Here is a 25,812-nt window from a genome sequence, read left to right as displayed (position 1 = left end):
AATCGAAGGCGCCGGCGGTTTCCCGCCAGCGCCTCACTTTCCGTTGAACGCCGTTGCGATCAGATGTCGGCGACGAAGGTCTGCTTCTGGGAACCGAGGCCCTCGATACCGAGTTCCACGACATCACCCGCCTTCAGGTAACGCGGCGGCTTCAGGCCCATGCCGACGCCGGGAGGGGTGCCGGTGGAAATGACATCGCCGGGATGCAGCGACATGAACTGGCTGAGATAGGAGACAACGTGGGCGACGCCGTAAACCATGGTCTTGCTGGAGCCGTCCTGCATGGTCTGGCCGTTCACCTTTAGCCACATGCCGAGGTTCTGCGGGTCGGTAATTTCCTCTTTCGTCACCAGCCAGGGGCCGATGGGGCCAAAGGTGTCGCAGGACTTGCCCTTTGTCCACTGGCCGGCACGCTCCGTCTGGAAGGCGCGTTCGGAAACATCATGCGAAACGCAATAGCCGGCAACGTAGTCAAGAGCATCGGCTTCCGAGACATATTTGGCGGTCTTGCCGATGACAACACCGAGCTCGACTTCCCAGTCGGTCTTCTCAGAACCGCGCGGAATGGTGACGTTGTCATTCGGACCGACGATGGCCGAGGTCGCCTTCATGAAAATGACCGGTTCCGGCGGTACGGTGGCACCCGTTTCGGCGGCATGGTCGGAGAAATTAAGGCCGATGCAGATGAATTTTCCGGTTCCCGCAACGCAGGCGCCGATGCGGTCTTCGTTCAGGACTGGAAGCGTGCTCAGATCGATCGCGGCGATCTTTTTGAGGCCCTCGGGAGAAATGGCGTCGCCGCCGATATCTTTCACATGGGCGGACAGATCGCGGATTTTTCCTTCCGCGTCGAGGATTGCAGGTTTTTCCTGGCCGGGCTGGCCAACACGCATCAATTTCATGGAACTCTCTCCCGGTTGTCAGACAAGGTGATGCATATATGAACGATGCATTCATACTTGTCACCCCTTGACTGCGCCAAGTTTCGAAAAATACCTTTTCCTTCCCGTCAATCAAAAGGACATGGCCCGTGACGAACAGCAATTCCCGGCAATCCGAATATCCCGTTGATCCCCTCTTCCTTGATCGCTGGTCTCCCCGCGCCTTCGACGGCAACGCCATGCCGCCCCAGCATCTGATGACCATTCTGGATGCGGCGCACTGGGCACCCTCCGCTTCCAACTATCAGCCATGGCGGTTTGTCTATGCGCACAAGGATAGTGAAGACTGGCCGCTCTTCGTGGAACTGCTGATGGAAGGAAACCAGCGCTGGGCAAAAAACGCCTCCGTGCTGCTCTTCGTCATTTCCCGCGACCATAACATCTCGCGCGAAGGTGAGAAAAAGCCATCCGCGACCCATTCCTTCGATGCGGGTGCTGCCTGGTTTTCGCTTGCCATGCAGGCGCATCTGCTCGGGTACCACGCCCACGGCATGGCCGGCATCTTGAAAGACCAAATCGTTGAGAGGCTAAATATTCCGGAAGGCTACAGGGTGGAGGCCGGGGTCGCCATCGGCACGTTGACCGACAAGTCCGTTCTTCCTGATGATCTGGCGGAACGGGAAGTACCGAGCAAGCGTCTGCCTCTTTCAGACGTGGCTTTTGAAGGACGCTTCACGGGCAAGACCGACTGATATCAGCTTGTCCGCACAAAACAAAAGGCCCGGCGGAAATTGACCGCCGGGCCTTTTGTTAAAGTTTCGTTTCACGTGAATCGTTACGCGAACTGCTCCACAGGATTAAATGTCGAGGTTTGCAACGCTCAGCGCATTTTCCTGGATGAAGTCGCGGCGCGGCTCCACTTCGTCACCCATCAGGCGGGCAAACAGGCCGTCAGCATCGGTGGCGTCGTTGACCTTGACTTGCAGAAGCGAGCGAACATTGGCGTCAAGCGTCGTTTCCCACAGCTGCTCGGCATTCATTTCGCCAAGACCCTTGTAGCGCTGCATGGAAAGACCCTTGCGCCCGGCCGCGAAAATCGCATCCAGCAGCGCGCGCGGACCAGCCAGTTCCATCGTGCCATCCTTGCGTTGCAGGACCGGCGGCGTGACGTAGATATCGCGCGTGCGGGCCGCGAGCTGATCGATATGGCGGGCATCGGCCGAACCGAGCAGGCCCATATCCAGCGTCGAGACTTCCTTGACGCCACGCACCATGCGCTCGAAGCGCAAACCGCCATCCTGCAGCACGGTGCCGGACCAGCCGCGTTCGGTTTCTTCCGCAATCATGTCGAGACGCCGCGCCACTTCGGCAACGGTTTCTTCGGCGCGGGCGGCATCGGCCGAAAGCTCGGGGTTCAGCGCGCCGGCAATGGCAGCCTGTTCCACGATCGAGCGGCTGTAACGGGAATGCAGCCCGTCGATCAGCGAGCGCATGCGCAACGCATCCAGAATGACTTCGCGAAGATCGGCGCCGACGCGCACTTCGCCAGAGCCGAGGGTCAGCGATGCTTCCTCGATACCCATGGAGATCAGGTACTCTTCCAGCGCCTTTTCATCCTTGAGGTACTGCACGGATTTGCCACGCGTGACCTTATAAAGCGGCGGCTGGGCGATATAGAGATGGCCGCGCTCGATCAGTTCCGGCATCTGGCGGAAGAAGAAGGTCAACAGCAGGGTACGGATGTGAGCGCCGTCGACGTCAGCATCCGTCATGATGATGATCTTGTGGTAACGCAGCTTGTCGGCGTTGAACTCATCCTTGCCGATGGACGTGCCAAGTGCCGTGATCAGCGTGCCGATTTCCTGGCTGGACAGCATCTTGTCGAAACGGGCGCGTTCGACATTGAGGATCTTGCCGCGCAGCGGCAGGATCGCCTGCGTTTCGCGCGAGCGGCCCTGCTTGGCCGAACCGCCAGCGGAGTCACCCTCAACGAGGAAAAGTTCGGATTTCGCCGGATCGCGCTCGGAGCAGTCGGCAAGCTTGCCGGGCAGAGAGGCGATATCGAGCGCACCCTTGCGGCGCGTCAGTTCGCGCGCCTTGCGGGCAGCTTCGCGGGCAACCGCCGCTTCCACCACCTTGCCGACGAGGATTCTCGCGTCGGACGGATGTTCTTCCAGCCAGGTGGAGAGCGCTTCGTTGACGAGGCTTTCCACGACCGGACGCACTTCGGACGAAACGAGCTTGTCCTTCGTCTGCGAGGAAAACTTGGGGTCGGGAACCTTGACGGAAAGAATGGCCGTCAGACCTTCGCGGCAGTCCTCACCCTGCAGGCTTACCTTTTCCTTTTTCAGGATGCCGGAAGTTTCGGCATAGGAGGTTACCTGACGGGTCAGCGCCGCGCGGAAACCGGCCATATGGGTGCCGCCGTCGCGTTGGGGAATGTTGTTGGTAAAGCAGAGCACGTTCTCGTGGTAGCTGTCGTTCCACCAGAGCGCGACCTCAACCGTAATGCCGTCCTTTTCGCCCTTGATGGCGACAGGCTTGTCCACCAGCGGCTTCTTGGCACGGTCGAGATAACGGACGAAGGCTTCGAGGCCGCCATCATACAGCAGCTCTTCCTGCTTGATATCAGAATGGCGCTTGTCGGTGAGCAGGATGCGCACGCCGGAATTCAGGAATGCGAGCTCGCGCAGGCGATGCTCCAGCGTTCCATAATCATAGTCCGTCATGGTGAAGGTTTGCGGGCTTGCGAGGAAGGTGACTTCCGTGCCCGAACGGCCTTCATATTCGCCAATGACGGAAAGCGGCGCATCGGCAACGCCATGGGTGAAGCCGATTTCATGCAGCTTGCCATTGCGGCGGATTCTGAGCTTCAGCCAGACCGAGAGCGCATTGACCACCGACACGCCCACGCCATGCAGGCCGCCGGACACCTTGTAGGAATTCTGGTCGAATTTACCGCCAGCATGCAGCTGGGTCATGATGACTTCGGCGGCGGAAACGCCTTCGGAAGAATGGATGTCGGTCGGAATGCCGCGTCCGTTATCCGTCACCGTCACGGAGCCATCGGCGTTCAGCGTCACCGTCACCAGATCGGCATGACCGGCGAGAGCCTCGTCGATGGCATTGTCGACGACTTCATAGACCATGTGATGCAGGCCGGAACCGTCATCGGTATCACCGATATACATGCCGGGCCGTTTGCGCACGGCATCAAGGCCCTTGAGAACCTTGATCGAATCGGCTCCATATTCCGCATTCGCGCCGACTTCGCTTGACGATGTTTCGGTCATAAGTACTCTTTCCAAAGTTTTCCTGGCCAGGTTTCCAGTGAGAAGGCCTGAAGCCAGCGAATCACTCAAATCCGACATGCGACTATAGAAATTCTACACCCAATCCCAAAGGCCGCATGCTTCAGGATGCTGAATAAAGCAGGGGATAGAGGGGTTTCAATCGCAAGAACGGCTTTTTTGCAGCAAGGCTGACAGTTCCTCTATCACACTCGGCGGCAGCTTGCGAATATCCCGTGCGAGACGGTTGGCGAAAGCCGTATATTGCGGCGGCAGGCCGATGGTGTCGATCACCACTTTCGGGTCGGACGAGCCGGCCAGAAAGAACAATTCCTCCGCCTCGTCCCAGATGATGTTGAAATATCCGGCGATGCGCTGCAGCAGATCAAAGCTCGGCTTACCGCGCTTGCCATGCTCGAGCGCCGAAAGATAAGCCGGCGACACGCCGATGGCGGCGGCCATTTGTTTCTGCGTCACGCCCTTGCGTTCACGAAGCTGCCGCACGGCCTCCGCAAAGGGCGTCATGATTTTTCACCCCGCCGACGCGCCAGCCGCACATAAAGCGCGCCATCGCCGCCGTGATTGGCGGATGCATCCTCATAGGATGAAATCAGGTGGCGATATTCCGGTTTGGAAAACCACATGGGCACCGCCCTTTTCAACGCGCCATCGCTGCCAATGGAACGCCCCTTGCCCGTTATGACGAGCACATGCCTGAGACCCCGTTCATGCGCGCGCAACAGAAAATCAAGCAGCACCGCATGGGCTTCGCTCTGGAACATGCCGTGCAGATCGATCCGCCCTTCCAGCGGCAGCCGGCCGCGCGTGAGCTTGCGCTTGACCGGTTTTTCCATCGGCTGATGAATTTTCGGCTTTTTGTCCGGAGCCGCTGACGGCGGCTCGGCCGGCTCGGCAAGCATGCGCGGGAAGCTACTCTTGCCGGCCTGGGAAACCTCGGGTTCAACCGGAGGCTCCTCCATGTCCTCGAAAGCCAGCAAGTCTTCCAGTCTGCCGGAGATCGGCCGCGTGGTTTTTGCGACCTTTCCCCACAGAATGCGCTCTTCCTTGCCAAGCTTGCGACTGCTCTTCATCACCGATACCTCTCCGCAGCAACCCGCGGTATCAGTATATAAAACTCGGCCTCATTGCGCACCGTACCGGCAAGCTCTCCTGCTTCGAAACCGGAGCCGGTGAAGATATCGCCACGGGCCGGGCCGACAATGGCTGAACCCGTATCGAGCGCCAGCATCAGCCGCGCGAAAGGTTTTCCACCATCGAGATGGGTAAGCGACGGTGAATGGATGAAGAAGGGAAGCCCGAACGTGTGGATGAGCCTGTCCACCGCAAGCGCCCGCCCCGCGACGAGCGGCACCTTTGCGGCGGCAATCGGCCCCATATCCAGATCTGCGACATTCGCCTCCCGGAAAAAAATGTAGGAGCGGTTATGCCATAACACCCCATCCACCTCGTCGGGATGGTCAGCGAGCCATTTGCGGATCGTCTGCATCGATACGGTTTTCGGATCAAGTTCCCCGCGATCAAGAAGCAGGCGGCCAATCGGCGAAAAAGGATGCCCGGCCTTGGCCGCATAGGTGATGCGCTTTACCGCGCCATCAGGAAAAACCAGACGCGCCGCACCCTGCACATGGACAAAAAACAGGTCGACCTTCGATCTCGCCCAGGCGATCTCAAGGCCCCTGCCCTCCAGATGCCCTTCATCGATCGCCTGGCGGTCGGGAAAATAGGAAATACCGTCCTCATCCGCCCCGCCGAAAGCATAGGACGGATCGAAGCCAGCGGGCCGATTGGTATCGTCGATATCCACCAGTTCGGGCGGCCGGCGGTAAATCGGATAACGCCAGATGTCGTCGGGTTCAGATGACACTTCCAATTCGGGTTCGTAAAAGGCGGTTACGAAACCGCTTTTTCCCGGAGCCGAAGAAATCCTGAAAGGCACGCAATTGGTTTCGAAAAACCGGCGCGCTTGCTCCGGACTGTTTGCTGGGTTTTTCTCAGCAATTTCCAGAAGCGAAACAAGTTCCGCCGCCGTGACCCCGAGCGCGCCGGTCCTGTAGGGTTTTGCGTTCCGAAGATGCGACAGGATTGTCGCCATCGCGGGAAAAAGCTTGCCCGGATCGTCTTGCCGCCATCCGGGCAGGTCGCTGAAAGAAACTTCCTCGATCGAAAAGGGCGCGGTCATTGCTCGGATTCGGTAGCGATCAGCTTCCAGTTCGGATCACGCGAGCGGATATCGCGCGAGAAGGTCCAGATATCATCCACCTCCGCAACCGTATCCGGATCGCCATCCACCAGCTTGCCGTCCTTGTCATAGGTCGCCGAAATCAGCTGGCTGATGATCCTCAAGGTGATCTGCACTTCGGAATCGCGCACACCGGCCTGGGTAATATCTGCTTTCTCGATGCCCACGAAGGTGGACTTCACCACCTCGCCACGACCTTCCCGCTCTGAAATCGCCGCTTCGAAACCATCGAAAACCTCCTTCGACAGAAGGTTCTTGAGCGTCTTTCGATCGCCATCGGCAAAACCCATGACGATCATTTCATAAGCCATGCGAGCGCCGTTCAGGAATTCCTTGGGACCGAAGGACGGGTCCCTGGTCATCACCTCACGCAGCGATGCATTGAGTGGGCTATCGACGGGCGCTAGCGCATCCGCCTCGGCAAAGCGGTTCTCATCCTCTGCCTCGCTGCGTTTCGGCAAGGTCACGACCTTGTTATCATCTGCAACGGGGCCCTTTGCCACATCTCGCGGGCTATAGGGGTCGAATGGCGGCTTCTCATTGCCCGTGCGGCGGCCAAGGACACTGCGCAGCTGAAAGAAGATCAGCACCGCTGCAACGAGAAAAAACAATGTGATAAAGTCGCTAAAGCCCATGTTTTACCAAAACCGCCATTTAAATTCGAAAACCTCACCATCATATAGTCTGCATCTTATCATCATTCAAATGTGCAGATTCAATCATCGGTGTCCCGGGAACCGGCAATCTGCCAGAGATGCACACGCAAGGCTAGAAGATGCGTTTTTCCTTTCTCCCCATCGTCATCCTGATGATGCCCATTCTCGAAATTGCCGGCTTCATTATCGTCGGCAAAGCGATCGGCTTGTGGCTGACATTGGCGCTTGTCTTGTTCACGTCGTTTCTGGGGCTCCTGATCCTACGTCTCGGCGGCATCGGCATGGTGAGAAACCTTCAGGATGCGGGCCGCACCGGCGCGCAGCCGGCGGATGAACTGGTGAATGGCGCCATGCGCGTCGTTGCCGGGATCCTGCTTATCATTCCCGGCTTCATTACCGACATTCTCGGCCTTCTGCTTCTGTCTCCGATCGTACGGCGGTTTTTCTGGAAAGCCTTCGGACCGCGGGTCGTCGTTGCGGGTTCGTTTCGGCAATCCGGCCAGCAATCCGGTCCTCAGCCCGGTGATTTTTCCGGCTTTCGCAACGGTCCAGGACATGCCGGCAATTCGAAGGTGGTGGATCTCGACGAGGAGGAGTTTCACCGCGAGGAGCCAAAGGGTTCCCCACGGTCGCGCAAACCTGATGATCGCGACCTGCCCAAACCCTGATCTCGGGCGGAATGGATCGCGATGACCCGATCACGAAGGGTTGTAAGCCCCGGGTCGAAATGATAGACCGCCTTCCACGAATTCACGCCGTGAGGAAACGTAATGACCGCTGAAAATGGTGCACAGGGCGCAGTAAGTCCTTCCCTCAACATTCTTGCCCAGTACATCAAGGATCTTTCCTTCGAAAATCCGGGTGCTCCTCGTTCGCTTCAGGCCCGTGAGAATGCGCCTTCGATCAACATCAATGTCAACGTCAACGCAAACCCGATCTCCGGCTCGGATTTCGACGTTGTCCTGACGCTGAATGCGGAAGCCAAGGATGGCGACAAGGTCCTGTTTGCGGCCGAGCTGGTTTATGGCGGCGTGTTCCGCATTGCCGGTTTCCCGCAGGAGCATATGCTGCCGGTGCTGTTCATCGAGTGCCCGCGCCTGCTCTTCCCCTTCGCCCGCCAGATCATCGCCGACGTCACCCGCAATGGCGGCTTCCCGCCGCTGATGATCGACCCGATCGATTTCGCGCAGATGTTTGCGCAGCGCGTTGCCGAAGAACAGGCCAAGGCCCAGGTTCAGGCTGTACCGAACTAAGCGGTGCCCAAGGCCCTACATTGCAGATAAAACAAAACCCGGGTTCCTCGCCCGGGTTTTTCTTTGGCCAGAGTTCCATTTCAACGCCTCAGCAGGCGTCAATTCTGGTAGCGGTTCCAGATCGCCTTGTCGCCCATGCCGAAAACGAGCTTGCCATGGGCCGCCACCGTTTCCGCATCCAGTCTTGAGGGCAAGGGGCTCGGTCTTTGCAGCGGCGCAAGCGGCACATCATCCTCGATGACAATGGTTTCCTGCTTGGCGGCGGAACCGAAGCCGAGCGCCGTCTGCCGCCCGCCGATCATTTCAATATAGACTTCGGCCAGCAGTTCGGAGTCGAGAAGTGCGCCGTGCTTGGTACGGTGGGAATTATCGATGCCGTAACGCCGGCAAAGCGCATCCAGCGAATTCGGCCCCATGGGGTGCTTGCGGCGGGCAAGCGAAAGCGTGTCCGTCACCAGATCGGCGGACACCGGTTCGATGCCGAGGCGAGCGAATTCCGCATTGATGAAGCCCATGTCGAATGTGGCATTATGCGCCACCCAGCGCGCACCATCGAAGAAGTCACGAATCTGGTCGACGACCTCGGCGAATTTCGGTTTGTCTTTCAGAAACTCGTCGGTAATGCCGTGAACGGCAAGCGCGTCGGGATGAACCTTGCGATCTTCAGGGCTGATATAGAGATGCAGCGTGCGGCCGGTAGGAAAGTGGTTGATCAGCTCGATACCGCCGATTTCAATCACGCGGTCCAGCTTCGATTCAAGGCCTGTGGTTTCCGTATCGAAAATGATCTCACGCATTCATCTCTCCGCGGCGCGACTCAGCGGCCAGTTTCTGCAATATCTCTCTTACCTGATCCCGTGCTGCTTCGACACCACTTCCGGAATCGACGATAAAATCGGCACGCCGGCGCTTTTCCGCATCGGGCGTCTGCCGGGCGAGGATCATTTCGAATTTCTCTTCCGTCATGCCAGGACGGGACAAAACCCGCTCTCGCTGAATCTCCGGCGCACAACTTACCACCACGACTTTATCGACGCGACTTTCCGCCCCGGTTTCGAACAGCAGGGGAATATCGAGGAGGGCGAATTGCCGATCGTCTTTCCTTGCCGCCGCCAGAAAGGCTTCCTGCCTCTTGCGCACCAGCGGATGTACGATCTCTTCCAGTCTGCCAAAATTAGCCGGATTCTTCCGCAAGACATCGCCGAGTTTCTGCCTGTCCACCACACCGGAAACGGTGGTACCCGGAAAGGCTGCCTCAATCAGCGGAACGGCTTCGCTCCGGTATAGCCCATGCACGACCTCATCCGAATCGAGAACCGGAACCCCTTCCCCCGCAAACAGCTTGGCGGTCGTCGTTTTTCCCATTCCAATCGAGCCGGTGAGACCGATGACAATCATCAATGTTTCTCCATGTCCTCGATGATGAGAGAACGCAGGGTTTCATCGACCTCAGGCATTTTGCCGAACCATCGCATGAAACCGGGTTTTGCCTGATGAAGCAGCATGCCCAATCCGTCAACCGTCGCAATGCCTTGCTTTTCCGCCATCTTCAGGATCGGGGTCTTCAAAGGCACATAGACGATATCGGTCACGACGGCCTGGGCGGCCAGCGGCGAAAAATCAAGATGCGGCGCTTCCGTTCCATCCATGCCGAGCGATGTCGTGTTCACGAAAAGCCCGGCGCCCTGCATGACCTCATGAAGCGCTGCCTGGGGATGGGAAAAGACCCGCGGTCCAAAACGGTCGGCCAGTTCACGCGCACGTTCGACCGTACGGTTGAGGACGTGGATCTCGACAATACCGCGATCACGCAGGGACTGAATGACTGCCCGGCTTGCGCCGCCGGCACCCAAAACCACGGCCCGCTCGGTCTTGTCCCAGCCCGGATGACGTTCATCGAGATTGGCGACGAAACCGTAACCATCCGTATTGGTAGCACGAAGACTGCCCTCCTCCATCCAGACAGTGTTGGCGGCACCGAGTTCTTCCGCCAGAGCATCGGGTTTATCTGCCAGCCGATAGGCCGCTTCCTTATGGGGAATAGTGACATTGCCGCCGACGGGTGTGCCCGGCTTGCCTTCCTTCAGCACTGCAATGAAATTCGTGAAATCATCAGGAGAGACTTCAACGGCCTTATACGAACCGGCAATCCCGAATTTCTTCAACCAGTAAGAATGGATAATAGGCGACCGCGAATGCTTGATCGGGTAACCGACAACGAAGGCATTTATGGTTAATGTTTCACGTGAATCAGCCATCAATGACATCCATGTCGCGCAGTTTCGATAAAAGCGGCAGAAGCGGCAGACCTAGAATGGTGAAATAATCGCCCTCGATTGAGGTGAATAGCTGGATTCCCTCTCCCTCAAGCTGGTAAGCGCCGACACTGCTCAAGGCCTTTTCGCCCACCCGTTTCAGGTGACGGGAGACAAATTCTGCACTTAATGTTCGAACGCCTAGCTCGGCGCTGGAAACGGTCTGCCACACCACCTCTCCATGCCGGACGAGAACGGCAGCGCTGTTCAGACGATGGACCTTGCCGGACAATGAGAGCAGATGCGCTTCGGCCTCCACCATCGTTTTTGGCTTGTGATAGACACGGGCACCAAGCGCCATGGTCTGGTCGCAGCCAAGAACCAGTGCTTCCGGATGGAGCGCGCCAACCGCAAGAGCCTTGGCCCTGGCAAGTTCCAGTGCGACCTCTTCCGGGCTGGCGCCGTCTCGTTCCAGCTGCTCATCGAGCGCACGCTCATCAATATCCGCCGGGATTGCCGAAAATGTCAGCCCCGCATTGCGCATCAGCATTTGGCGGGATGCGCTGGACGAGGCGAGGATCAACTCTTGTTTCATCGACTGTCTGCTCCGAATGGTGCGATCCGGATTATCGCGTCCTCGAGCGGAGGGCAAGGATGGCTGCGGCCGTTTCCTCGATGGAGCGGCGTGTGACATCAATCAGTGGCCAATTATTGCGGGCGCAGAGCGAGCGCGCATATTTCAGCTCTTCCATGATGGTGGCGCGATCCGTGTAAAGCCCGCTGTCAAATCCGCCCGTCGTGCCCAGCTCCCGGTTTTCACGCACCTGCGATATGCGATCCGATGTCGCGACCAGACCCACAATCAGCGGCCGGGTGGCGGCATAGAGGCTTTCGGGCAAAGGCACATTGGGAACAACCGGAATATTGGCAGTCTTTATTCCCCTGTTGGCGAGATAGATGCTGGTTGGTGTTTTTGATGTGCGGCTGATGCCGATGATAACAATATCAGCCTCGTCATAGGTTTCCGGCATTTGCCCATCATCATGATCCATGGCGAAATTGAGCGCCTCGATCCGGGCAAAATAATCCGCATTCAAGGCGTGCTGTGCGCCCACCCGCCGTCGGGACGGCGCACCGAGATAAGTCTGGAAAATACCAATGATCGGTTCGAGGACGTTGACGCAGGGCACCCCGATCGCGTGACAGCGCAAATCCAGGAACTCCGCCAGCTGCTGATCGACGATGGTATAGAGGACGATGCCCGGCTCCTTGTCGATGAGGTCGACCACCTGCGCGAGCTGTTTCTGGTTTCGGATCATCGGATAGACATGTTCCACCGGCATTGAGGCGTGGAACTGGGCCGAGACGGCACGACCGGCCGACATCAGAGTCTCGCCGGTTGAGTCCGAAATCAGGTGCAGATGGAAGAAGCTTTTTTTGTTCTCCACGCTGTTTTTCTCCCGCTGTTGATAAACCGGGACAAATCCCCGAATTGCCCTGCGGGCCGAACCGCGCCGTGAATAAAGTGGTGTTTTTCCACAATCCGCAAGTGGCTTCAATCATCGCCGGCGCGCCTGTGAATTATTTGAAGAATGTGGAGTTGTTCAAAAATTCTCCCCAGATTATCCACAGATATGCGGTTTTCTGGTTCGGCGGTAACTAAATGAAATAATTTAGTAAATTGTCGTTTTCCGAATTATCTACGAACAAGCACATCGACAATATCCTCAGGTACCTGATGGACCTTGCAACTGCGGCATTTCGACTGGAATGATTTTAATCCTTGCTACTCACAGACTCTAAGAAATAGAAAATCTTTTAAATCTCTTTGATTTTATTTTTTAGAAGCTAGGTGCCATGAGCGAACGCAAGGTTATGACGGTGTTGAACGGGCAGACGGTCACGCCGCCGCCCATTTGGCTGATGCGACAGGCTGGGCGCTATCTTCCCGAGTATCGGGAAACGCGGAAGAGTGCCGGAAGTTTCCTCGATCTCTGTTATAACCCCGAGCTGGCAACGGAGGTCACTCTCCAGCCCATTCGTCGGTTCGGGCTGGATGCCGCAATTCTCTTTTCCGATATTCTGGTGATACCCGACGCGCTTCACCGCAACGTCTCCTTCAGCGAAGGCAAGGGTCCTGCCATGGACCCGATCAATGTCGGTGGTATCGAGAAGCTGGATGCCGCAAATGTCATGGCGCATCTTTCGCCCGTTTTCGAAACCGTTTCCCGTTTGCGTAAGACCTTGCCGGATGAAACGACGCTTCTTGGCTTTTGCGGCGCGCCTTGGACGGTTGCGACCTACATGATCGCGGGACACGGAACACCGGATCAGGCTCCGGCGCGGCTGTTCGGTTATCAGGAGCCGGCCGCCATGGAAAAGCTGCTGGCTTTTCTTGCCGATGTTTCCGCTGATTATCTGGTGGCGCAGATCGATGCCGGCGCCGATGCGGTGCAGATATTCGATTCCTGGGCCGGTGTGCTCGGTGAGAAGGAATTCGAGGATTATGCGATAAAGCCGGTTGCCCGCATTATCGCATCGGTGCGTGCCCGTCGGCCCTCGGCAAAGATCATCGCTTTCGCCAAAGGGGCCGGTTATCTTCTCAAAGATTATCGTCGCAAGACGGGCGCTGACGCCATCGGGCTCGACTGGTCGGTGCCGCTCGGTTTTGCCAGGGACTTGCAGAAGGAAGGCCCGGTGCAGGGCAATCTGGATCCCATGCTGATGGTAGCGGGCGGCAAGGCCTTGCAGGATGGCATCGACGCTGTTTTGCAGGCGCTGGGACAGGGTCCGCTGATCTTCAATCTAGGCCATGGCATTACCCCGCAGGCTGACCCGGAAAACGTCACCCGGCTGGTGCAGCGCGTGCGCGGCGGTGGAGCCGGGGCATGAGTGATGAAAAACAAACCTCCGCCCGTTCCGGCAATCGCGCGGCTCTGCGCGCCGGCATTGCACTTGGTGTCTTTGCCGCTTTCGTCGCCCTGTTATTTTATGCTGATCCGGCCGATCTCTATCTGTGGGTCAAGGCGCTGCATATCATCGCCGTGATTTCCTGGATGGCGGCGATTTTTTACCTGCCGCGGCTTTTCATCTACCACACCGATGCACCTGTCGGTTCGCAGCAATCCGAAACCTTCAAGGTCATGGAGCAGCGGCTGATCAAGGTCATCATGAACCCGGCGATGATGATTTCCTGGATATTGGGGCTTTATCTCGCATGGTCGGTTTATGGTTTTTCCGGCGGCTGGCTGCATGCAAAAATCGGGCTGGTGGTGCTTTTGACAGCGACGCATGTTTATTTCACCCGCAGTGCGAAGCGTTTTGCGCGGGATGAAAATACAAGACCTGCCCGTCACTGGCGGTTGATGAATGAAGTTCCGACCCTGCTGATGATCCTGATTGTCATACTTGTGGTTGTGAAACCCTTCGGTTAAGACGGTGCGACGATAAATTTCGCGGAATTCGTGCTTTCCTCTTGCAGCGGCCGTGTTCAATCGCTATTTTCGGACCACTCATCTTCGTGGCATGTGAATTATTCAGTCATCTGCGGTGTCTCCCTCAGCATCTGATTCGCGAACACGCCCTCCCCCAAATTACATTATCAAACGGTCTTTCCTTCATGGCTGAAATGAAGCTTCAGGAACTTAAGAGCAAATCGCCTACCGACTTGCTGACTTTTGCTGAATCCCTGGAAGTTGAAAATGCGAGCACCATGCGCAAGCAGGAGCTTATGTTCGCAATCCTCAAGGTTCTCGCGAGCCAGGACATCGAAATAATCGGCGAAGGCGTCGTTGAAGTCCTGCAGGACGGGTTCGGATTCCTGCGGTCCGCAAACGCAAACTATCTGCCCGGTCCGGACGATATCTATATTTCGCCCTCGCAGATCCGCCGGTTCTCGCTGAAGACCGGTGATACCGTTGAAGGCCCGATCCGCGGCCCCAAGGAAGGCGAGCGTTATTTCGCACTTCTCAAGGTCAACACGATCAATTTCGACGATCCTGAAAAGATCCGCCACAAGGTTCACTTCGACAATCTGACGCCGCTCTACCCGAATGAGCGCTTCAAAATGGAACTGGATGTTCCGACCTCGAAGGACCTGTCGTCGCGTGTGATCGATCTCGTCGCGCCGCTCGGCAAGGGCCAGCGCGGATTGATCGTGGCGCCGCCGCGCACCGGTAAGACGGTTCTGCTGCAGAACATCGCCCACTCCATCACGGCAAACCATCCGGAATGCTACCTGATCGTTCTCCTGATCGATGAGCGTCCGGAGGAAGTGACCGACATGCAGCGTTCCGTGAAGGGCGAGGTTGTTTCCTCTACCTTTGACGAGCCGGCTGTCCGTCACGTGCAGGTCGCTGAGATGGTCATCGAAAAGGCGAAGCGCCTGGTCGAACACGGCCGCGACGTTGTCATCTTGCTCGATTCCATCACCCGTCTTGGCCGCGCCTACAACACCGTCGTTCCCTCCTCCGGCAAGGTCCTGACCGGTGGTGTGGATGCCAACGCCCTGCAGCGCCCGAAGCGTTTCTTCGGCGCTGCTCGTAATATCGAGGAAGGCGGTTCGCTGACGATTATCGCCACGGCGCTGATCGATACCGGCAGCCGTATGGACGAAGTCATCTTCGAAGAGTTCAAGGGTACCGGCAACTCGGAAATCGTGCTTGACCGCAAGGTTGCCGACAAGCGTATCTTCCCGGCTCTGGATATTCTCAAATCCGGTACGCGTAAGGAAGACCTGCTGGTGCCGCGCCAGGATCTGCAAAAGATTTTCGTTCTTCGCCGCATTCTCGCGCCGATGGGAACGATGGACGCCATCGAGTTCCTGATCGACAAGCTGAAGCAGACAAAGAACAATTCGGATTTCTTCGAATCAATGAATACCTGATCCGAACTTTTAGCCGGATTCATCATAAGATCTGTAAAGCCGTATCCGTTCACTCGGATGCGGCTTGACTGTTTTAGACCGAGGTAAATGATGCCAGCTTCCGCCGATACGATCTATGCGCTTTCCAGCGGTGCCTTGCCTGCTGGCGTCGCTGTTCTCAGGATCAGCGGGTCGGGGGCTTTTGATGCCTTGAAGATGCTGACGGGTCGGGAACTTCCATCACCACGAAAGACCACGCTCTGCTCGATTCGGAATCGAAACAATGAGGTGATCGACCAGGCGCTGGTAATTGCTTTTCCAGCGCCAAATTCTTTCACCGGTGAGGATTGCGTCGAAATTCATAGCCACGGCAGTCGCGCGGTTATGGCTTCGATTTTTACCGAACTCGAAAACCTCAGTGGATTTCGGCCCGCTGACGCTGGCGAATTTTCCCGTAGAGCCTTCGAGAACGGGAAGATGGACCTCCTTGAGGTCGAAGGTCTGGCAGACCTGTTGCAGGCCGAAACGGAAATGCAGCGGCGGCTGGCGGTGGAACAGAGCACCGGCAAATTATCGGCACTCTATGATGGCTGGGCCAGCCGCCTGACGCGTGCTCGTGCCCTCATCGAAGCGGAACTGGATTTTGCTGACGAGGAGGATGTTCCGGATTCGGTGGCTGAACAGGTTTGGGATGCAATGGTGCAGTTGCGCGAGGAAATCCGTGATCATCTCCAGGGAGGCGGAAGTGGTGAAATCATCCGTGACGGGTTCAAGGTTGCGCTCGTTGGCGAACCGAACGCGGGTAAATCCACCCTCTTGAACGCCCTGAGCGGCCGAGACGTTGCGATCGTTACCGACATTGCCGGCACGACGAGAGATGTCTTGAGTGTCGATATCAATCTGGAAGGATATCTGGTCAGGATATTTGATACGGCAGGAATACGGGAAACAAAGGATATCGTGGAACTGGAAGGCGTGCGGCGTGCGGTTCTGACGGCTGAAACGGCAGATCTTATTCTGCTGCTGCAAGATAATGATTCGATCCCGAAACAATCTCTCGAATCATTCAAAAATCAGAGCTATCTGCGGGTGAGAACAAAAACCGCACTCCATTCCGCTATATTGGACGATGAATTTGATTTGTCTATCTCAGCCAAAGAAGGGATAGGCCTCAACGAATTGCGTTCGGTGCTTAAGCGGGAAATAGAAAAGCGCGTCGGTGTCGGCCAGACTTTGGTTCCTGCCCGTGCCCGTCATAAAAAACGACTTGAAGAGACGCTGAACTATGTTAGTGATGCGCTCAATTCCGCGACCCCAGACCTTGCTATAAGGTCGGAATATTTGAGGCTCGCCGCCACATCGCTCGGACGGATCACCGGCCGTGTTGATGTGGAAGATTTGCTGGGCGTGATCTTCTCGGAATTCTGCATAGGAAAATGATTCACGTGAAACATCGGCGGCTGAGACCGTGATGTTGACGCTGACGGAACAGGGCGCAAGGATATGCACCAGTCATTCGATGTCATTGTTATTGGTGGTGGTCACGCGGGTAGCGAAGCCGCCGCCGCGGCTGCAAGGCACGGTGCAAAGACCGCCCTTGTGACCCACAAGCGCGAGACGATTGGCGTCATGTCCTGCAACCCCGCTATTGGCGGCCTCGGCAAGGGGCATCTCGTTCGTGAGATCGATGCGCTGGATGGTTTGATGGGTCGCGTTGCCGATGCGGCGGGTATTCAGTTCCGCATGCTCAATCGCAAGAAGGGTCCCGCTGTTCGCGGGCCGCGCACACAGGCTGATCGACGGCTTTATCGCGAGGCGATGCAGCGTGAAATCGATGCGATTGAAAACCTGACGATTATTGAGGGCGATGCTTTCGATATTGAAATGGCCGATAATCGGGTCGCGGCGGTCATCATGAAAAACGGTAGCCGGATTCCTTGTGGCGCCGTCGTGCTGACGAGCGGCACCTTCCTGCGTGGTCTCATTCATATCGGTTCCGAAAAGATTCCGGCGGGCCGCGTAGGAGAAATGCCGTCTCTAGGTCTCTCGGACACGCTCTCGCGGCTCGGTCTTGTTATGGGTCGTCTGAAAACAGGGACCCCTGCCCGACTGGACGGACGTACGATTGACTGGAATGCGGTGGATCGCCAAGCGGCTGATGAGGATCCCGTACCGTTTTCCTTCATGACGGATCGTATTGTTAATCCCCAGATCGAATGTGGCGTCACTCGCACCACGCCGGCTGGTCACAATATTATCAAGGACAATATTCATCTATCGGCAATGTACTCCGGTCAGATCGAAGGGGTTGGTCCGCGTTATTGCCCGTCAATCGAAGACAAGATAACCCGTTTCGGCGAGCGGGACGGCCACCAGATATTTCTTGAGCCGGAAGGCCTTGATGATCACACCATCTATCCGAACGGCATATCGACTTCCCTGCCCGCTTCCGTGCAGGAGCAATTTATCAGGACGATACCCGGGCTTGAACAGGTTACAATTCTCCAGCCTGGTTATGCGATCGAATATGATTATGTCGATCCGCGCGAGCTGAAGCCGTCTCTGGAATGCCGCAAGATTCCGGGGCTGTTTCTTGCCGGCCAGATCAACGGCACGACCGGTTATGAAGAAGCGGGTGCCCAGGGTCTCGTGGCCGGTCTGAACGCTTCGCTTTATGCGGGCGATGCTGATCCAGTCTATTTCAGCCGCACCGAGTCCTATATCGGTGTCATGATCGATGACCTGACGTCAAAGGGTGTCAGTGAACCCTACCGGATGTTTACATCAAGAGCGGAGTATCGCCTCTCGCTGCGCGTGGATAATGCGGATCTGCGACTTACACCGGTCGGCCAGATGGTGGGCATTGTCGGTCGTGAGCGGCAGGAACGCTTTGCAAATTTCATTTCCGATCTGGATCGTGGTCGTGAGTTGATGAAGGCAATCTCCATCAGTCCGTCCCAGGCGGCAAAACAGGGATTGAAACTCAATCAGGACGGCCAGCGCCGTTCCGTTTATGAATTACTTGCCTATCCTGATATGACGTTGGAGACCCTCACCGGACATTGGCCTGAATTGGGCGCGCTTGACAGGAAAGTCGCCGAAGTCTTGCAGATCGAAGCGAGCTATGCGGTCTATATGCAGAGGCAGAGCGCTGATATCGTTGATATCAAACGGGATGAAGACAGGAAAATTCCCGACGATTTCGACTTTAAGGACCTCTCCGGCCTCTCCAATGAGCTTAAACAAAAGCTGGAAAAAGCCCGTCCCGAAAATATTGCGCAGGCCGCTCGTGTTGACGGCATGACACCGGCTGCGATATCGCTGCTGCTCGCGCTTCTGCGGAAGGACTCCGCAACGCGAAATGAAAAATTGCGCATGCACCAATAGCGAGTCGGATTATGAAGATAAACGGCCAGAGTGTTTCACGTGAAACACAGGAGAGGCTCGAACATTTTGTCGAGCTTTTTAAGAAGTGGAACAGAACCACAAATCTGGTCGCGCCCTCCACTCTCACCGAGCTTTGGAGCCGGCATGTCGCCGACAGCGCGCAGATATTTCAGCTCTCCCCTCGGCCAAAAAACTGGATTGATCTTGGAAGCGGCGGCGGATTCCCTGGCGTCGTCACTGCAATTTTTCTGGCTGAGCTTGGCGATGGCTGGGTCGATCTCGTTGAAAGCAACAATAAAAAAGCGGCATTCCTGCGAATTGCACTGAAGGAAACCGGTGCAAGAGGTGCGGTACATCCTGTCAGAATCGAGAGGGCACCCGAAGTCATCAAGAATTGCGACGCCGTTTCAGCGCGCGCGCTCGCCGAACTGGACCTGCTTTTCGATTATATTCACCCCTGGGCGCGGAATAATCCAAATCTGAAGGCCTATTTTAATAAAGGCCGGGATTATGATTCCGAAGTGCAGAAAGCACATGGTCGCTGGGAGTTTGATCTGGTAAAACATCAGAGTGCCATTGAGGCAGATTCTGTTGTTCTTGAAATCAGCAACCTCGTTTTGAGGCGCTGACGAACTGGCCAGGTGCGGTATGACTTTTGAAAAAAACCGGATTATCGCAGTTGCTAACCAGAAAGGCGGCGTTGGTAAAACAACCACCGCCATTAATCTGGCTACCGCGCTGGCGGCTATTGGTGAGCGGGTGCTGATCGTGGATCTGGATCCGCAGGGTAATGCGAGTACCGGCCTTGGAATCGACCGCAAGGAGCGCAAGCTTTCGTCTTATGATCTTCTGGTGGGAGATCATGGAGTCGCGGAAGTCGCTGTTCCCACGGCAGTTCCTAATCTTGATATTGTGCCCTCCACAATGGATCTGCTCGGTTTCGAGATGCAGGTCGCGAATGTTTCCAACCGCGTTTTTCTGTTGCGCGCAGCCATGGAAACACAGGAAGCCAGAGGCTATTCCTATATTCTCGTTGATTGCCCCCCTTCTTTCAATCTTCTGACCATGAATGCCATGACGGCGGCGCATTCTGTACTCGTGCCGCTGCAATGCGAGTTCTTTGCGCTGGAGGGCCTTAGTCAGCTGCTGGACACGGTCAGTCAGATTCGCGGGTCTGTCAATCCGCAGCTTGATATACAGGGCATCGTTCTGACGATGTTCGATGCGCGGAACAATCTTGCGCAACAGGTTGTGTCAGATGTACGCACGCATCTTGGAGAAAAGGTTTACCACACGCTCATTCCACGCAACGTGCGTGTTTCCGAAGCGCCTTCTTATGGTAAACCGGCAATTCTTTACGATCTGAAATGCGCCGGCAGCCAGGCCTATTTGCAGCTGGCGTCGGAAGTGATCCAGAGAGAGCGTCTGCGTAAAGCCGCCTGACGTTTGCCGGAATGTATGGAGTAATATCTTATGAGTGATGATCTTTCCAAGCGTCGGCTGGGGCGCGGTCTTGCTGCATTGATCGGAGAAATGGATCAACCAGTGCCGGTGGGTGAGCCTCAGCGCGCTGTTAATGCTGACCGTACCATTCCGATCGAATTCATCGCTCGCAGCCAGAGAAACCCCCGTCGTCATTTCGATGAGAATGAGCTGCAGGATCTGGCCGCCTCCATTCGTCAGCACGGAATTGTTCAGCCTGTGGTCGTGAGAACGGTTGGAGTCAACCGCTACGAGATTATTGCGGGTGAAAGACGCTGGCGCGCGGCGCAGCTGGCGGGCTTTGCCGATGTCCCTGTCATCGTTCGCGACGTGGATGATCGCACGGCGCTGGAATTGGCGATTGTCGAAAACGTACAGCGTTCAGACCTCAATCCGCTCGAAGAAGCGATGGGATATGAACAGCTGATCGCCGAACACGGCTATACGCAAAATGATCTCGGCGAAATCATCGGCAAGAGCCGAAGCCACGTTGCCAATAGCCTTCGGCTTCTCAAGCTTCCAGATCCGGTACGTGATATGCTGGCGGATGGTTCGCTTTCCGCAGGTCACGCGCGTGCGCTTGTTTCCACATCCGATCCGGCGACGCTTGCCAAAACAATCGTGTCCAAGGGACTTTCGGTGCGTGATGCCGAGCGCCTGGCGCAGAACGATATCAAGTCGCAGGGTGATGTAGCGGAGAAGCGACCTGCTGCGGAAAAAGATTCCGACACGATCGCGCTCGAACGCAGCCTGTCCGATGCTCTCGGACTCGATGTGAAGATCAGCCACAAAGGTGGATCCGGGCAAATCCGCATCGGTTACCGGACGTTGGAACAGCTTGAAGCGGTATGCCGCCTTCTGGATCAGAAGTAGTAACTAATTGTTTTTAATTATAAAATACCCGCCAAAGGCGGGTATTTTTATTTGTGGGCTCAAAAATCGATGGCCCGGCCTTTTATTTCGTAATCACCGAAACGCACGGGTTCAGCGCCACCGCGACCGCCGGTTTCCGGCGGCAATTGAAGATCGGCCTGTTGTCTGCGCCGTTCTTCTGCTTCCTTCAAAGCCCGTTGCGCCGCCGGCGAAAGCTGCTTGGGCCTTTCCGCGCCGTCCGTGGCATTGTCATTATCCGCATTCTGCATGAAATCCTCCCTATGACGGGATATTGAAATACGTTTGCCGCTTACCAGATTATATAATCTGATGGGCTTTATAAACCCCGGAATATTCCCGGTGAGTGAGAAGGAGAGTTTAACGGATGAACATGATGCGCACGGCAATGCTTCTGGCCTTCATGACCGCATTGTTCATGGGTGTCGGTTTTCTGATTGGCGGCAAGGGCGGCATGATGATTGCGCTGCTTATTGCGGCCGGTATGAATCTTTTCTCCTACTGGAATTCTGACAAGATGGTCCTCTCCGCCTATCATGCGCGGGAGATTGATGAGGCCAATGCGCCCGAGTTTTTTCATATGATCCGCGATCTGTCGCAGAATGCCGGTCTGCCAATGCCAAAGGTCTATATTTACGACAGCCCGCAGCCCAATGCCTTCGCGACTGGACGAAATCCGCAGAACGCCGCTGTTGCGGCTTCGACCGGGTTGCTGGAGCGCTTGACCCCTGAGGAAGTGGCCGGTGTCATGGCGCATGAACTCGCACATGTGCAGAACCGGGATACGCTGACCATGACAATCACCGCCACGCTGGCGGGTGCCATTTCCATGCTCGGCAATTTTGCCTTCTTCTTCGGCGGCAACCGGGAGAACAACAACAACCCGTTGGGCTTTATCGGTGTGCTGGTTGCGATGATTGTCGCGCCGCTGGCGGCAATGCTGGTGCAGATGGCGATCAGCCGCACGCGTGAATATTCCGCCGACCGCCGCGGCGCGGAAATCTGTGGCAACCCGCTCTGGCTTGCCTCCGCCCTGCAGAAGATTTCGGGCATGGCGCAGCGCATTCACAATGATGATGCCGAGCGCAACCCGGCGACGGCGCATATGTTCATCATCAATCCGCTTTCCGGCGAGCGCATGGACAATCTCTTTTCCACGCATCCGAACACGGAAAACCGCGTGGCGGCGCTGCACGCCATGGCGCAGGAGTTTTCTCCGCGAGGATCGACGCCGCCGTCATCGGGTGATAGACCTCTGCGCAAATCAGGTTCCGTCCCCAAAACAGGCTGGGGACGAGGCAATGAAAACGAGCGCAAGGGGCCGTGGTCTTGACATCCGATATTCAGAATAAGCCGGCGCGGTCCAGAAAACCGAGACCGGCGAATGGTGGGGGCCGTGAAGACGGCCCTTCGTCTTTCCAGGATAAGCCAGGCCTTGCCGCGCGCATTGCCGCCACCCGCATTCTGGCGGCCGTTCTGGAAAAGAAGACCTCGCTGGACGGGATGCTTGATAGCGAAAACGGCAATCCCGTCTATCGAGCCCTGTCGCTTGCCGACCGGGCGCTGGTAAGGGCCATCGTCAACAGCGCGCTTCGCCACCTGCCCCGGATTGAAACGGCATTGTCGATGCTGCTCGATGGGCCGTTGCCGCAGGGCGCGCGATCGCTGCACCACGTCCTTGTCGTCGGTGCAGCCCAGATGCTCTACCTCGATGTGCCGGATCATTCCGCTGTCGACCTCGCCGTGGAGCAGGCTCACCGCGATCCGCGCAACAAGCGTTTCGTCAAGCTGGTGAATGCCGTTCTCAGAAGGCTCGGTCGTGAAAAAGCGGAGATCGAAAAGGCTGTCGCCGATGTTCCCGTGCTGCCGGACTGGTTCTATGCGCGGCTTGTTTCGGCTTACGGAAATGAGGCAGCTCAAAGGATTTCGCAGGCGCAGCTGACACCCTCCTCCATTGATCTCACGATCAAGGCGGATCCCGCTCTTTGGGCGGAGAAACTGGGCGGTACGCTCATGCCGAACGGCAGCGTGCGACTGGGTGAATTCGAGGGACAAATCCCATCGCTCGAGGGTTTTGCCGAGGGTGCATGGTGGGTGCAGGATCTTGCGGCGAGCATGCCTGTCAGGTTACTGGGCGATATCTCCGGCAAGCGTGTCGCCGATCTCTGCGCGGCCCCGGGCGGCAAGACCGCCCAGCTTGCGCTGGCGGGCGCCAGGGTGACGGCGCTGGATCAGTCCGGCAACCGTCTTCGTCGCCTCAGGGAAAATCTCGATCGACTTGGCCTAAATGCCGAGACGGTGGAGGCGAATATGCTGAAGTACCAGCCGGAACAGCTTTTTGACGCGGTTCTCCTTGATGCGCCATGTTCTTCCACCGGGACACTTCGCAAACATCCTGATGTCTGCTGGACTAAGGATGAGAACGATATCGCCAAATTGGCCGCTCTTCAGGGCCAGATGCTGCGGCAGGCGCTGACCCTTGTTCGTCCCGGCGGTCTCGTGGTCTTCTCCAATTGCTCGCTTGATCCTTCCGAAGGGGAAGAGATGATTGCCGAGGTTCTGGCGGAAATTCCCGGCGTGGAGCGTGTTGCCGTCCGCCGCGAGGATTGGCCCGGAATGGAAGCGGCTATCAGCGCCGATGGCGATCTTCGTACGACGCCTGATATGTTCGGCGGCGTCGATGGGTTTTTTAGCAGTGTCTTGCGTAAGAAGTAGAAAAAAGCCAAGCTCTCGCGAATCATTAGATATTTATCGAAAACGTTCCGGTCGTCGCGGTTCACTGATAAAAACAAAACATGTGAAACGGGAAACACAGCTTGTTAGGGTCCTTTGCAGGCAGCATGAATGCCGCCGGTCTTCTTTCGCGGATGGCGTATCGTCATTTGTGTGTCGGCCTTACGCCCTTGCGCCTGCATGTGTCGCGATTTGCCAATCGTGTGCCCGATGGTCTGGTGGCGGCGCCGACCGATCTCAGAGCGATCGATCCCTATTTCGCCGAGGAATTGTTGCGGGGCCGCATCGCGTTGGCCGGGCGTGTCGTCGAAACCGGCGGAGCTTCGCCCTTTCAGGTGGACTACCCCTCGGCGGTTTTTGAAGAACGGCTGCATGCATTCACTTGGCTGCGGCATATTCGTTCCGATAAATCGAGCGAGGCCTGCAAGCGGGCTCGCCGCATCGTCGCCGAATGGATGGTGCTCCATGGCAGACGGCTTGCGGGTATCGCCTGGTCGCCGGAAATCGCGGCGCAGAGGTTGATAGCCTGGCTCTCGCACTCTCCCGTGGTTTTATACGAGGCTGATGCCGGTTTTTATCGCCGTTTTCTGAAAAGCCTTGCCTTTCATGTGCGGTATCTCGAAAGAATCGTCAGACATGCGCCTGACGGCGAAGCGCGGCTGAGGGTTAGGATCGCGCTTGCCATGGCCTCTATCGCCATGCCTACCCGCCTGTCGCGCATCAACCGGAACGGAATGAAGCTGGCTCAGGAAATGGAACGCCAGATTCTGCCAGATGGCGGGCATGTTTCCCGCAACCCACGGGTCATGCTGGATTTGCTGCTCGATCTCCTGCCGCTGCGACAAAGTTATATCAATCTGGGCCATGATCTGCCCTCCGGTCTGGTGCCGGCGATAGACCGCATGTTTCCGGCGATCCGGTTCTTCCGGCATCAGGGCGGCGATCTCGCGCTGTTCAACGGCGCCACGGCCACACTGGCCAATGAGCTTGTTTCCGTGCTGCGCTACGACGAAACGGCTGGCAGGCCCTCCAAAGTCCTGCCGGATGTGAACTATCACCGGCTTGCGACGGACGATACGGTCATCATCGTCGATACAGGGTATCCCGGTTCGGCGGAGCTTTCACGCAATGCCCATTCGGGTTGCCTTTCGTTTGAAATGTCCTGTGGCAAGAACCGCTTCATCGTCAATTCCGGTTTTCCGCGCAATGCCGCGCCGGAATATCAGCGGGCCAGCCGTTCGACGGCCGCGCATTCCACTGTCACGCTTGCGGATACATCATCCTGCAGACTGTCGCGCTCGAGGCTGCTTGGTCCGATCATGGTATCAGGTGTCAGCCAGGTTGACAGCCGACGTGGAACGGACGCAAACGGCAATGACATCCTGTGGGCGTCTCATGACGGTTATTTGCAGAATTTCGGCTGCTATCATGAGCGGGAAATAGAATTGAATGCGGCCGGCACCAAGATAAAAGGCCGGGATCTGCTTCGGGCTGATGAGAATGCCGCAAAAACGCAATTGCAGTCGATCTCCGCGGTTTCGCGTTTCCACATTCATCCTCACATTCAGCTGCATCAGCGGGACGAAGAGTCGGTCTACCTGGAGGCGGCGGATGGAACCGTCTGGCTGTTTTCGGCACCCGGGCTGGAGCTTTTCGTCACCGAGGATGTGTTTATGGCCGATGCGTCCGGTATGCGCCCGTCGCAACAAATCGAGCTCCCCTTCAATCTTGCGAATACGCGGGAAATCCGCTGGCTGATTGAACGCCAGGCCTAGGAAATTTCCGGCGGCGCGGGGCAAAAACCGCCATAGTTTACGCCGTTCAGCATCCCCGCTGTTTATTAATCCGGTAAGCTGTGTT

Annotated in this window: 26 protein-coding genes; 14 read left to right on the top strand and 12 right to left on the bottom strand. The window is 56.8% G+C overall.

The features are described from left to right. Window positions 1-59: 59 nt before the first annotated feature. Window positions 60-902, bottom strand: coding sequence for a fumarylacetoacetate hydrolase family protein (locus DA915_RS25605; RefSeq protein WP_107677699.1), 843 nt, complete (start codon window positions 900-902; stop codon window positions 60-62). A 128-nt stretch (window positions 903-1,030) separates the two neighbouring features. On the opposite strand from DA915_RS25605, the gene DA915_RS25600 reads away from it, so the two are divergent. Further along, the gene (locus tag DA915_RS25600; protein WP_099085781.1) at window positions 1,031-1,633 is read left to right on the top strand and encodes a nitroreductase family protein; all 603 of its coding nucleotides are present in this window, start codon (window positions 1,031-1,033) and stop codon (window positions 1,631-1,633) included. A 105-nt stretch (window positions 1,634-1,738) separates the two neighbouring features. Here the strand turns inward: DA915_RS25600 and gyrB are convergent, their stop codons facing one another. The 5 genes from gyrB to DA915_RS25575 form a co-directional block, all read right to left on the bottom strand. Beyond that, window positions 1,739-4,174, bottom strand: a complete 2,436-nt coding sequence (gene gyrB / locus DA915_RS25595) for a DNA topoisomerase (ATP-hydrolyzing) subunit B (RefSeq protein ID WP_003505346.1) — start codon at window positions 4,172-4,174, stop codon at window positions 1,739-1,741. Between the two features lie 156 nt (window positions 4,175-4,330). Beyond that, entirely contained in the window at window positions 4,331-4,696 is a 366-nt protein-coding gene (locus tag DA915_RS25590) for a helix-turn-helix domain-containing protein (protein WP_107677698.1), read from the bottom strand. After that, window positions 4,693-5,262 (bottom strand): Smr/MutS family protein, encoded by a 570-nt coding sequence (locus DA915_RS25585; protein WP_107677697.1) that lies wholly within the window; start codon window positions 5,260-5,262, stop codon window positions 4,693-4,695. Before DA915_RS25585 ends, DA915_RS25590 begins: the two co-directional genes overlap by 4 nt. Beyond that, window positions 5,262-6,371, bottom strand: coding sequence for a murein transglycosylase A (locus tag DA915_RS25580; protein ID WP_107677696.1), 1,110 nt, complete (start codon window positions 6,369-6,371; stop codon window positions 5,262-5,264). The genes DA915_RS25585 and DA915_RS25580 overlap by 1 nt, the downstream gene beginning before the upstream one ends. Further along, on the bottom strand, window positions 6,368-7,066 hold the full coding sequence (locus DA915_RS25575) for a Tim44/TimA family putative adaptor protein (RefSeq protein WP_003505341.1): 699 nt from the start codon (window positions 7,064-7,066) through the stop codon (window positions 6,368-6,370). The genes DA915_RS25580 and DA915_RS25575 overlap by 4 nt, the downstream gene beginning before the upstream one ends. A gap of 140 nt (window positions 7,067-7,206) precedes the next feature. Here DA915_RS25575 and DA915_RS25570 point away from each other — a divergent pair, with 140 nt between their 5' ends. Beyond that, window positions 7,207-7,755, top strand: a complete 549-nt coding sequence (locus DA915_RS25570; protein ID WP_107677695.1) for an FxsA family protein — start codon at window positions 7,207-7,209, stop codon at window positions 7,753-7,755. A gap of 102 nt (window positions 7,756-7,857) precedes the next feature. Beyond that, entirely contained in the window at window positions 7,858-8,340 is a 483-nt protein-coding gene (gene secB, locus DA915_RS25565) for a protein-export chaperone SecB (protein ID WP_004444254.1), read from the top strand. A gap of 98 nt (window positions 8,341-8,438) precedes the next feature. Here the strand turns inward: secB and dnaQ are convergent, their stop codons facing one another. Genes dnaQ through DA915_RS25540 form a run of 5 tightly spaced genes read right to left on the bottom strand, consistent with a single transcriptional unit; the run spans window position 8,439 to window position 12,043 of the window. Beyond that, window positions 8,439-9,137, bottom strand: a complete 699-nt coding sequence (gene dnaQ, locus DA915_RS25560) for a DNA polymerase III subunit epsilon (RefSeq protein WP_107677694.1) — start codon at window positions 9,135-9,137, stop codon at window positions 8,439-8,441. Then, window positions 9,130-9,738, bottom strand: a complete 609-nt coding sequence (coaE, locus tag DA915_RS25555) for a dephospho-CoA kinase (RefSeq protein WP_107677693.1) — start codon at window positions 9,736-9,738, stop codon at window positions 9,130-9,132. Before coaE ends, dnaQ begins: the two co-directional genes overlap by 8 nt. Continuing rightward, complete coding sequence (locus DA915_RS25550; protein ID WP_107677692.1) at window positions 9,738-10,598, bottom strand: shikimate dehydrogenase; 861 nt, start codon at window positions 10,596-10,598, stop codon at window positions 9,738-9,740. Before DA915_RS25550 ends, coaE begins: the two co-directional genes overlap by 1 nt. Next, a complete protein-coding gene (locus DA915_RS25545) occupies window positions 10,591-11,190 on the bottom strand; it encodes a Maf-like protein (RefSeq protein WP_107677691.1) in 600 nt (199 codons plus the stop codon). Before DA915_RS25545 ends, DA915_RS25550 begins: the two co-directional genes overlap by 8 nt. A gap of 31 nt (window positions 11,191-11,221) precedes the next feature. Beyond that, window positions 11,222-12,043, bottom strand: a complete 822-nt coding sequence (locus tag DA915_RS25540; RefSeq protein WP_107677690.1) for a pyruvate, water dikinase regulatory protein — start codon at window positions 12,041-12,043, stop codon at window positions 11,222-11,224. Window positions 12,044-12,452: 409 nt separating this feature from the next. Here DA915_RS25540 and hemE point away from each other — a divergent pair, with 409 nt between their 5' ends. From hemE to DA915_RS25500, 8 genes are all read left to right on the top strand, one after another. Next, window positions 12,453-13,487 (top strand): uroporphyrinogen decarboxylase, encoded by a 1,035-nt coding sequence (gene hemE / locus DA915_RS25535; protein ID WP_107677689.1) that lies wholly within the window; start codon window positions 12,453-12,455, stop codon window positions 13,485-13,487. After that, on the top strand, window positions 13,484-14,029 hold the full coding sequence (gene hemJ, locus DA915_RS25530) for a protoporphyrinogen oxidase HemJ (protein ID WP_020809711.1): 546 nt from the start codon (window positions 13,484-13,486) through the stop codon (window positions 14,027-14,029). Before hemE ends, hemJ begins: the two co-directional genes overlap by 4 nt. A gap of 185 nt (window positions 14,030-14,214) precedes the next feature. Continuing rightward, window positions 14,215-15,480 (top strand): transcription termination factor Rho, encoded by a 1,266-nt coding sequence (rho, locus tag DA915_RS25525; protein ID WP_004444236.1) that lies wholly within the window; start codon window positions 14,215-14,217, stop codon window positions 15,478-15,480. Between the two features lie 87 nt (window positions 15,481-15,567). After that, complete coding sequence (gene mnmE, locus DA915_RS25520; protein ID WP_192886663.1) at window positions 15,568-16,899, top strand: tRNA uridine-5-carboxymethylaminomethyl(34) synthesis GTPase MnmE; 1,332 nt, start codon at window positions 15,568-15,570, stop codon at window positions 16,897-16,899. Between the two features lie 63 nt (window positions 16,900-16,962). Further along, window positions 16,963-18,846 carry a tRNA uridine-5-carboxymethylaminomethyl(34) synthesis enzyme MnmG gene (mnmG, locus tag DA915_RS25515; protein WP_107677688.1) on the top strand — a complete coding sequence of 628 codons (1,884 nt, stop codon included), beginning with the start codon at window positions 16,963-16,965 and terminating at the stop codon, window positions 18,844-18,846. 11 nt (window positions 18,847-18,857) lie between these two features. Beyond that, entirely contained in the window at window positions 18,858-19,475 is a 618-nt protein-coding gene (gene rsmG / locus DA915_RS25510) for a 16S rRNA (guanine(527)-N(7))-methyltransferase RsmG (protein WP_080866499.1), read from the top strand. A 19-nt stretch (window positions 19,476-19,494) separates the two neighbouring features. After that, entirely contained in the window at window positions 19,495-20,289 is a 795-nt protein-coding gene (locus DA915_RS25505; RefSeq protein WP_003505322.1) for a ParA family protein, read from the top strand. A gap of 30 nt (window positions 20,290-20,319) precedes the next feature. Next, a complete protein-coding gene (locus DA915_RS25500; protein WP_107677687.1) occupies window positions 20,320-21,201 on the top strand; it encodes a ParB/RepB/Spo0J family partition protein in 882 nt (293 codons plus the stop codon). A 59-nt stretch (window positions 21,202-21,260) separates the two neighbouring features. Here DA915_RS25500 and DA915_RS25495 read toward each other — a convergent pair whose 3' ends face one another. After that, on the bottom strand, window positions 21,261-21,470 hold the full coding sequence (locus tag DA915_RS25495) for a DUF1674 domain-containing protein (protein WP_087745228.1): 210 nt from the start codon (window positions 21,468-21,470) through the stop codon (window positions 21,261-21,263). A 116-nt stretch (window positions 21,471-21,586) separates the two neighbouring features. Between DA915_RS25495 and htpX the strand changes: the two genes are divergently transcribed. The 3 genes from htpX to DA915_RS25480 all read left to right on the top strand — a co-directional run bounded on the left by htpX (window position 21,587) and on the right by DA915_RS25480 (window position 25,727). Beyond that, entirely contained in the window at window positions 21,587-22,552 is a 966-nt protein-coding gene (gene htpX, locus DA915_RS25490) for a zinc metalloprotease HtpX (protein WP_099085787.1), read from the top strand. Then, window positions 22,549-23,934: an RsmB/NOP family class I SAM-dependent RNA methyltransferase gene (locus tag DA915_RS25485; protein WP_107677686.1), complete on the top strand. Its 1,386-nt coding sequence runs from the start codon at window positions 22,549-22,551 to the stop codon at window positions 23,932-23,934. Before htpX ends, DA915_RS25485 begins: the two co-directional genes overlap by 4 nt. Before the next feature lie 125 nt (window positions 23,935-24,059). Beyond that, window positions 24,060-25,727, top strand: coding sequence for a heparinase II/III family protein (locus DA915_RS25480; RefSeq protein ID WP_192886665.1), 1,668 nt, complete (start codon window positions 24,060-24,062; stop codon window positions 25,725-25,727). Window positions 25,728-25,812 lie beyond the last annotated feature (85 nt).

The sequence above is a fragment of the Agrobacterium sp. LAD9 genome, from assembly GCF_003031125.1.
Classification (GTDB): Bacteria; Pseudomonadota; Alphaproteobacteria; order Rhizobiales; family Rhizobiaceae; genus Agrobacterium; species Agrobacterium radiobacter.
This window is presented reverse-complemented; position numbering and strand designations above follow the sequence as displayed.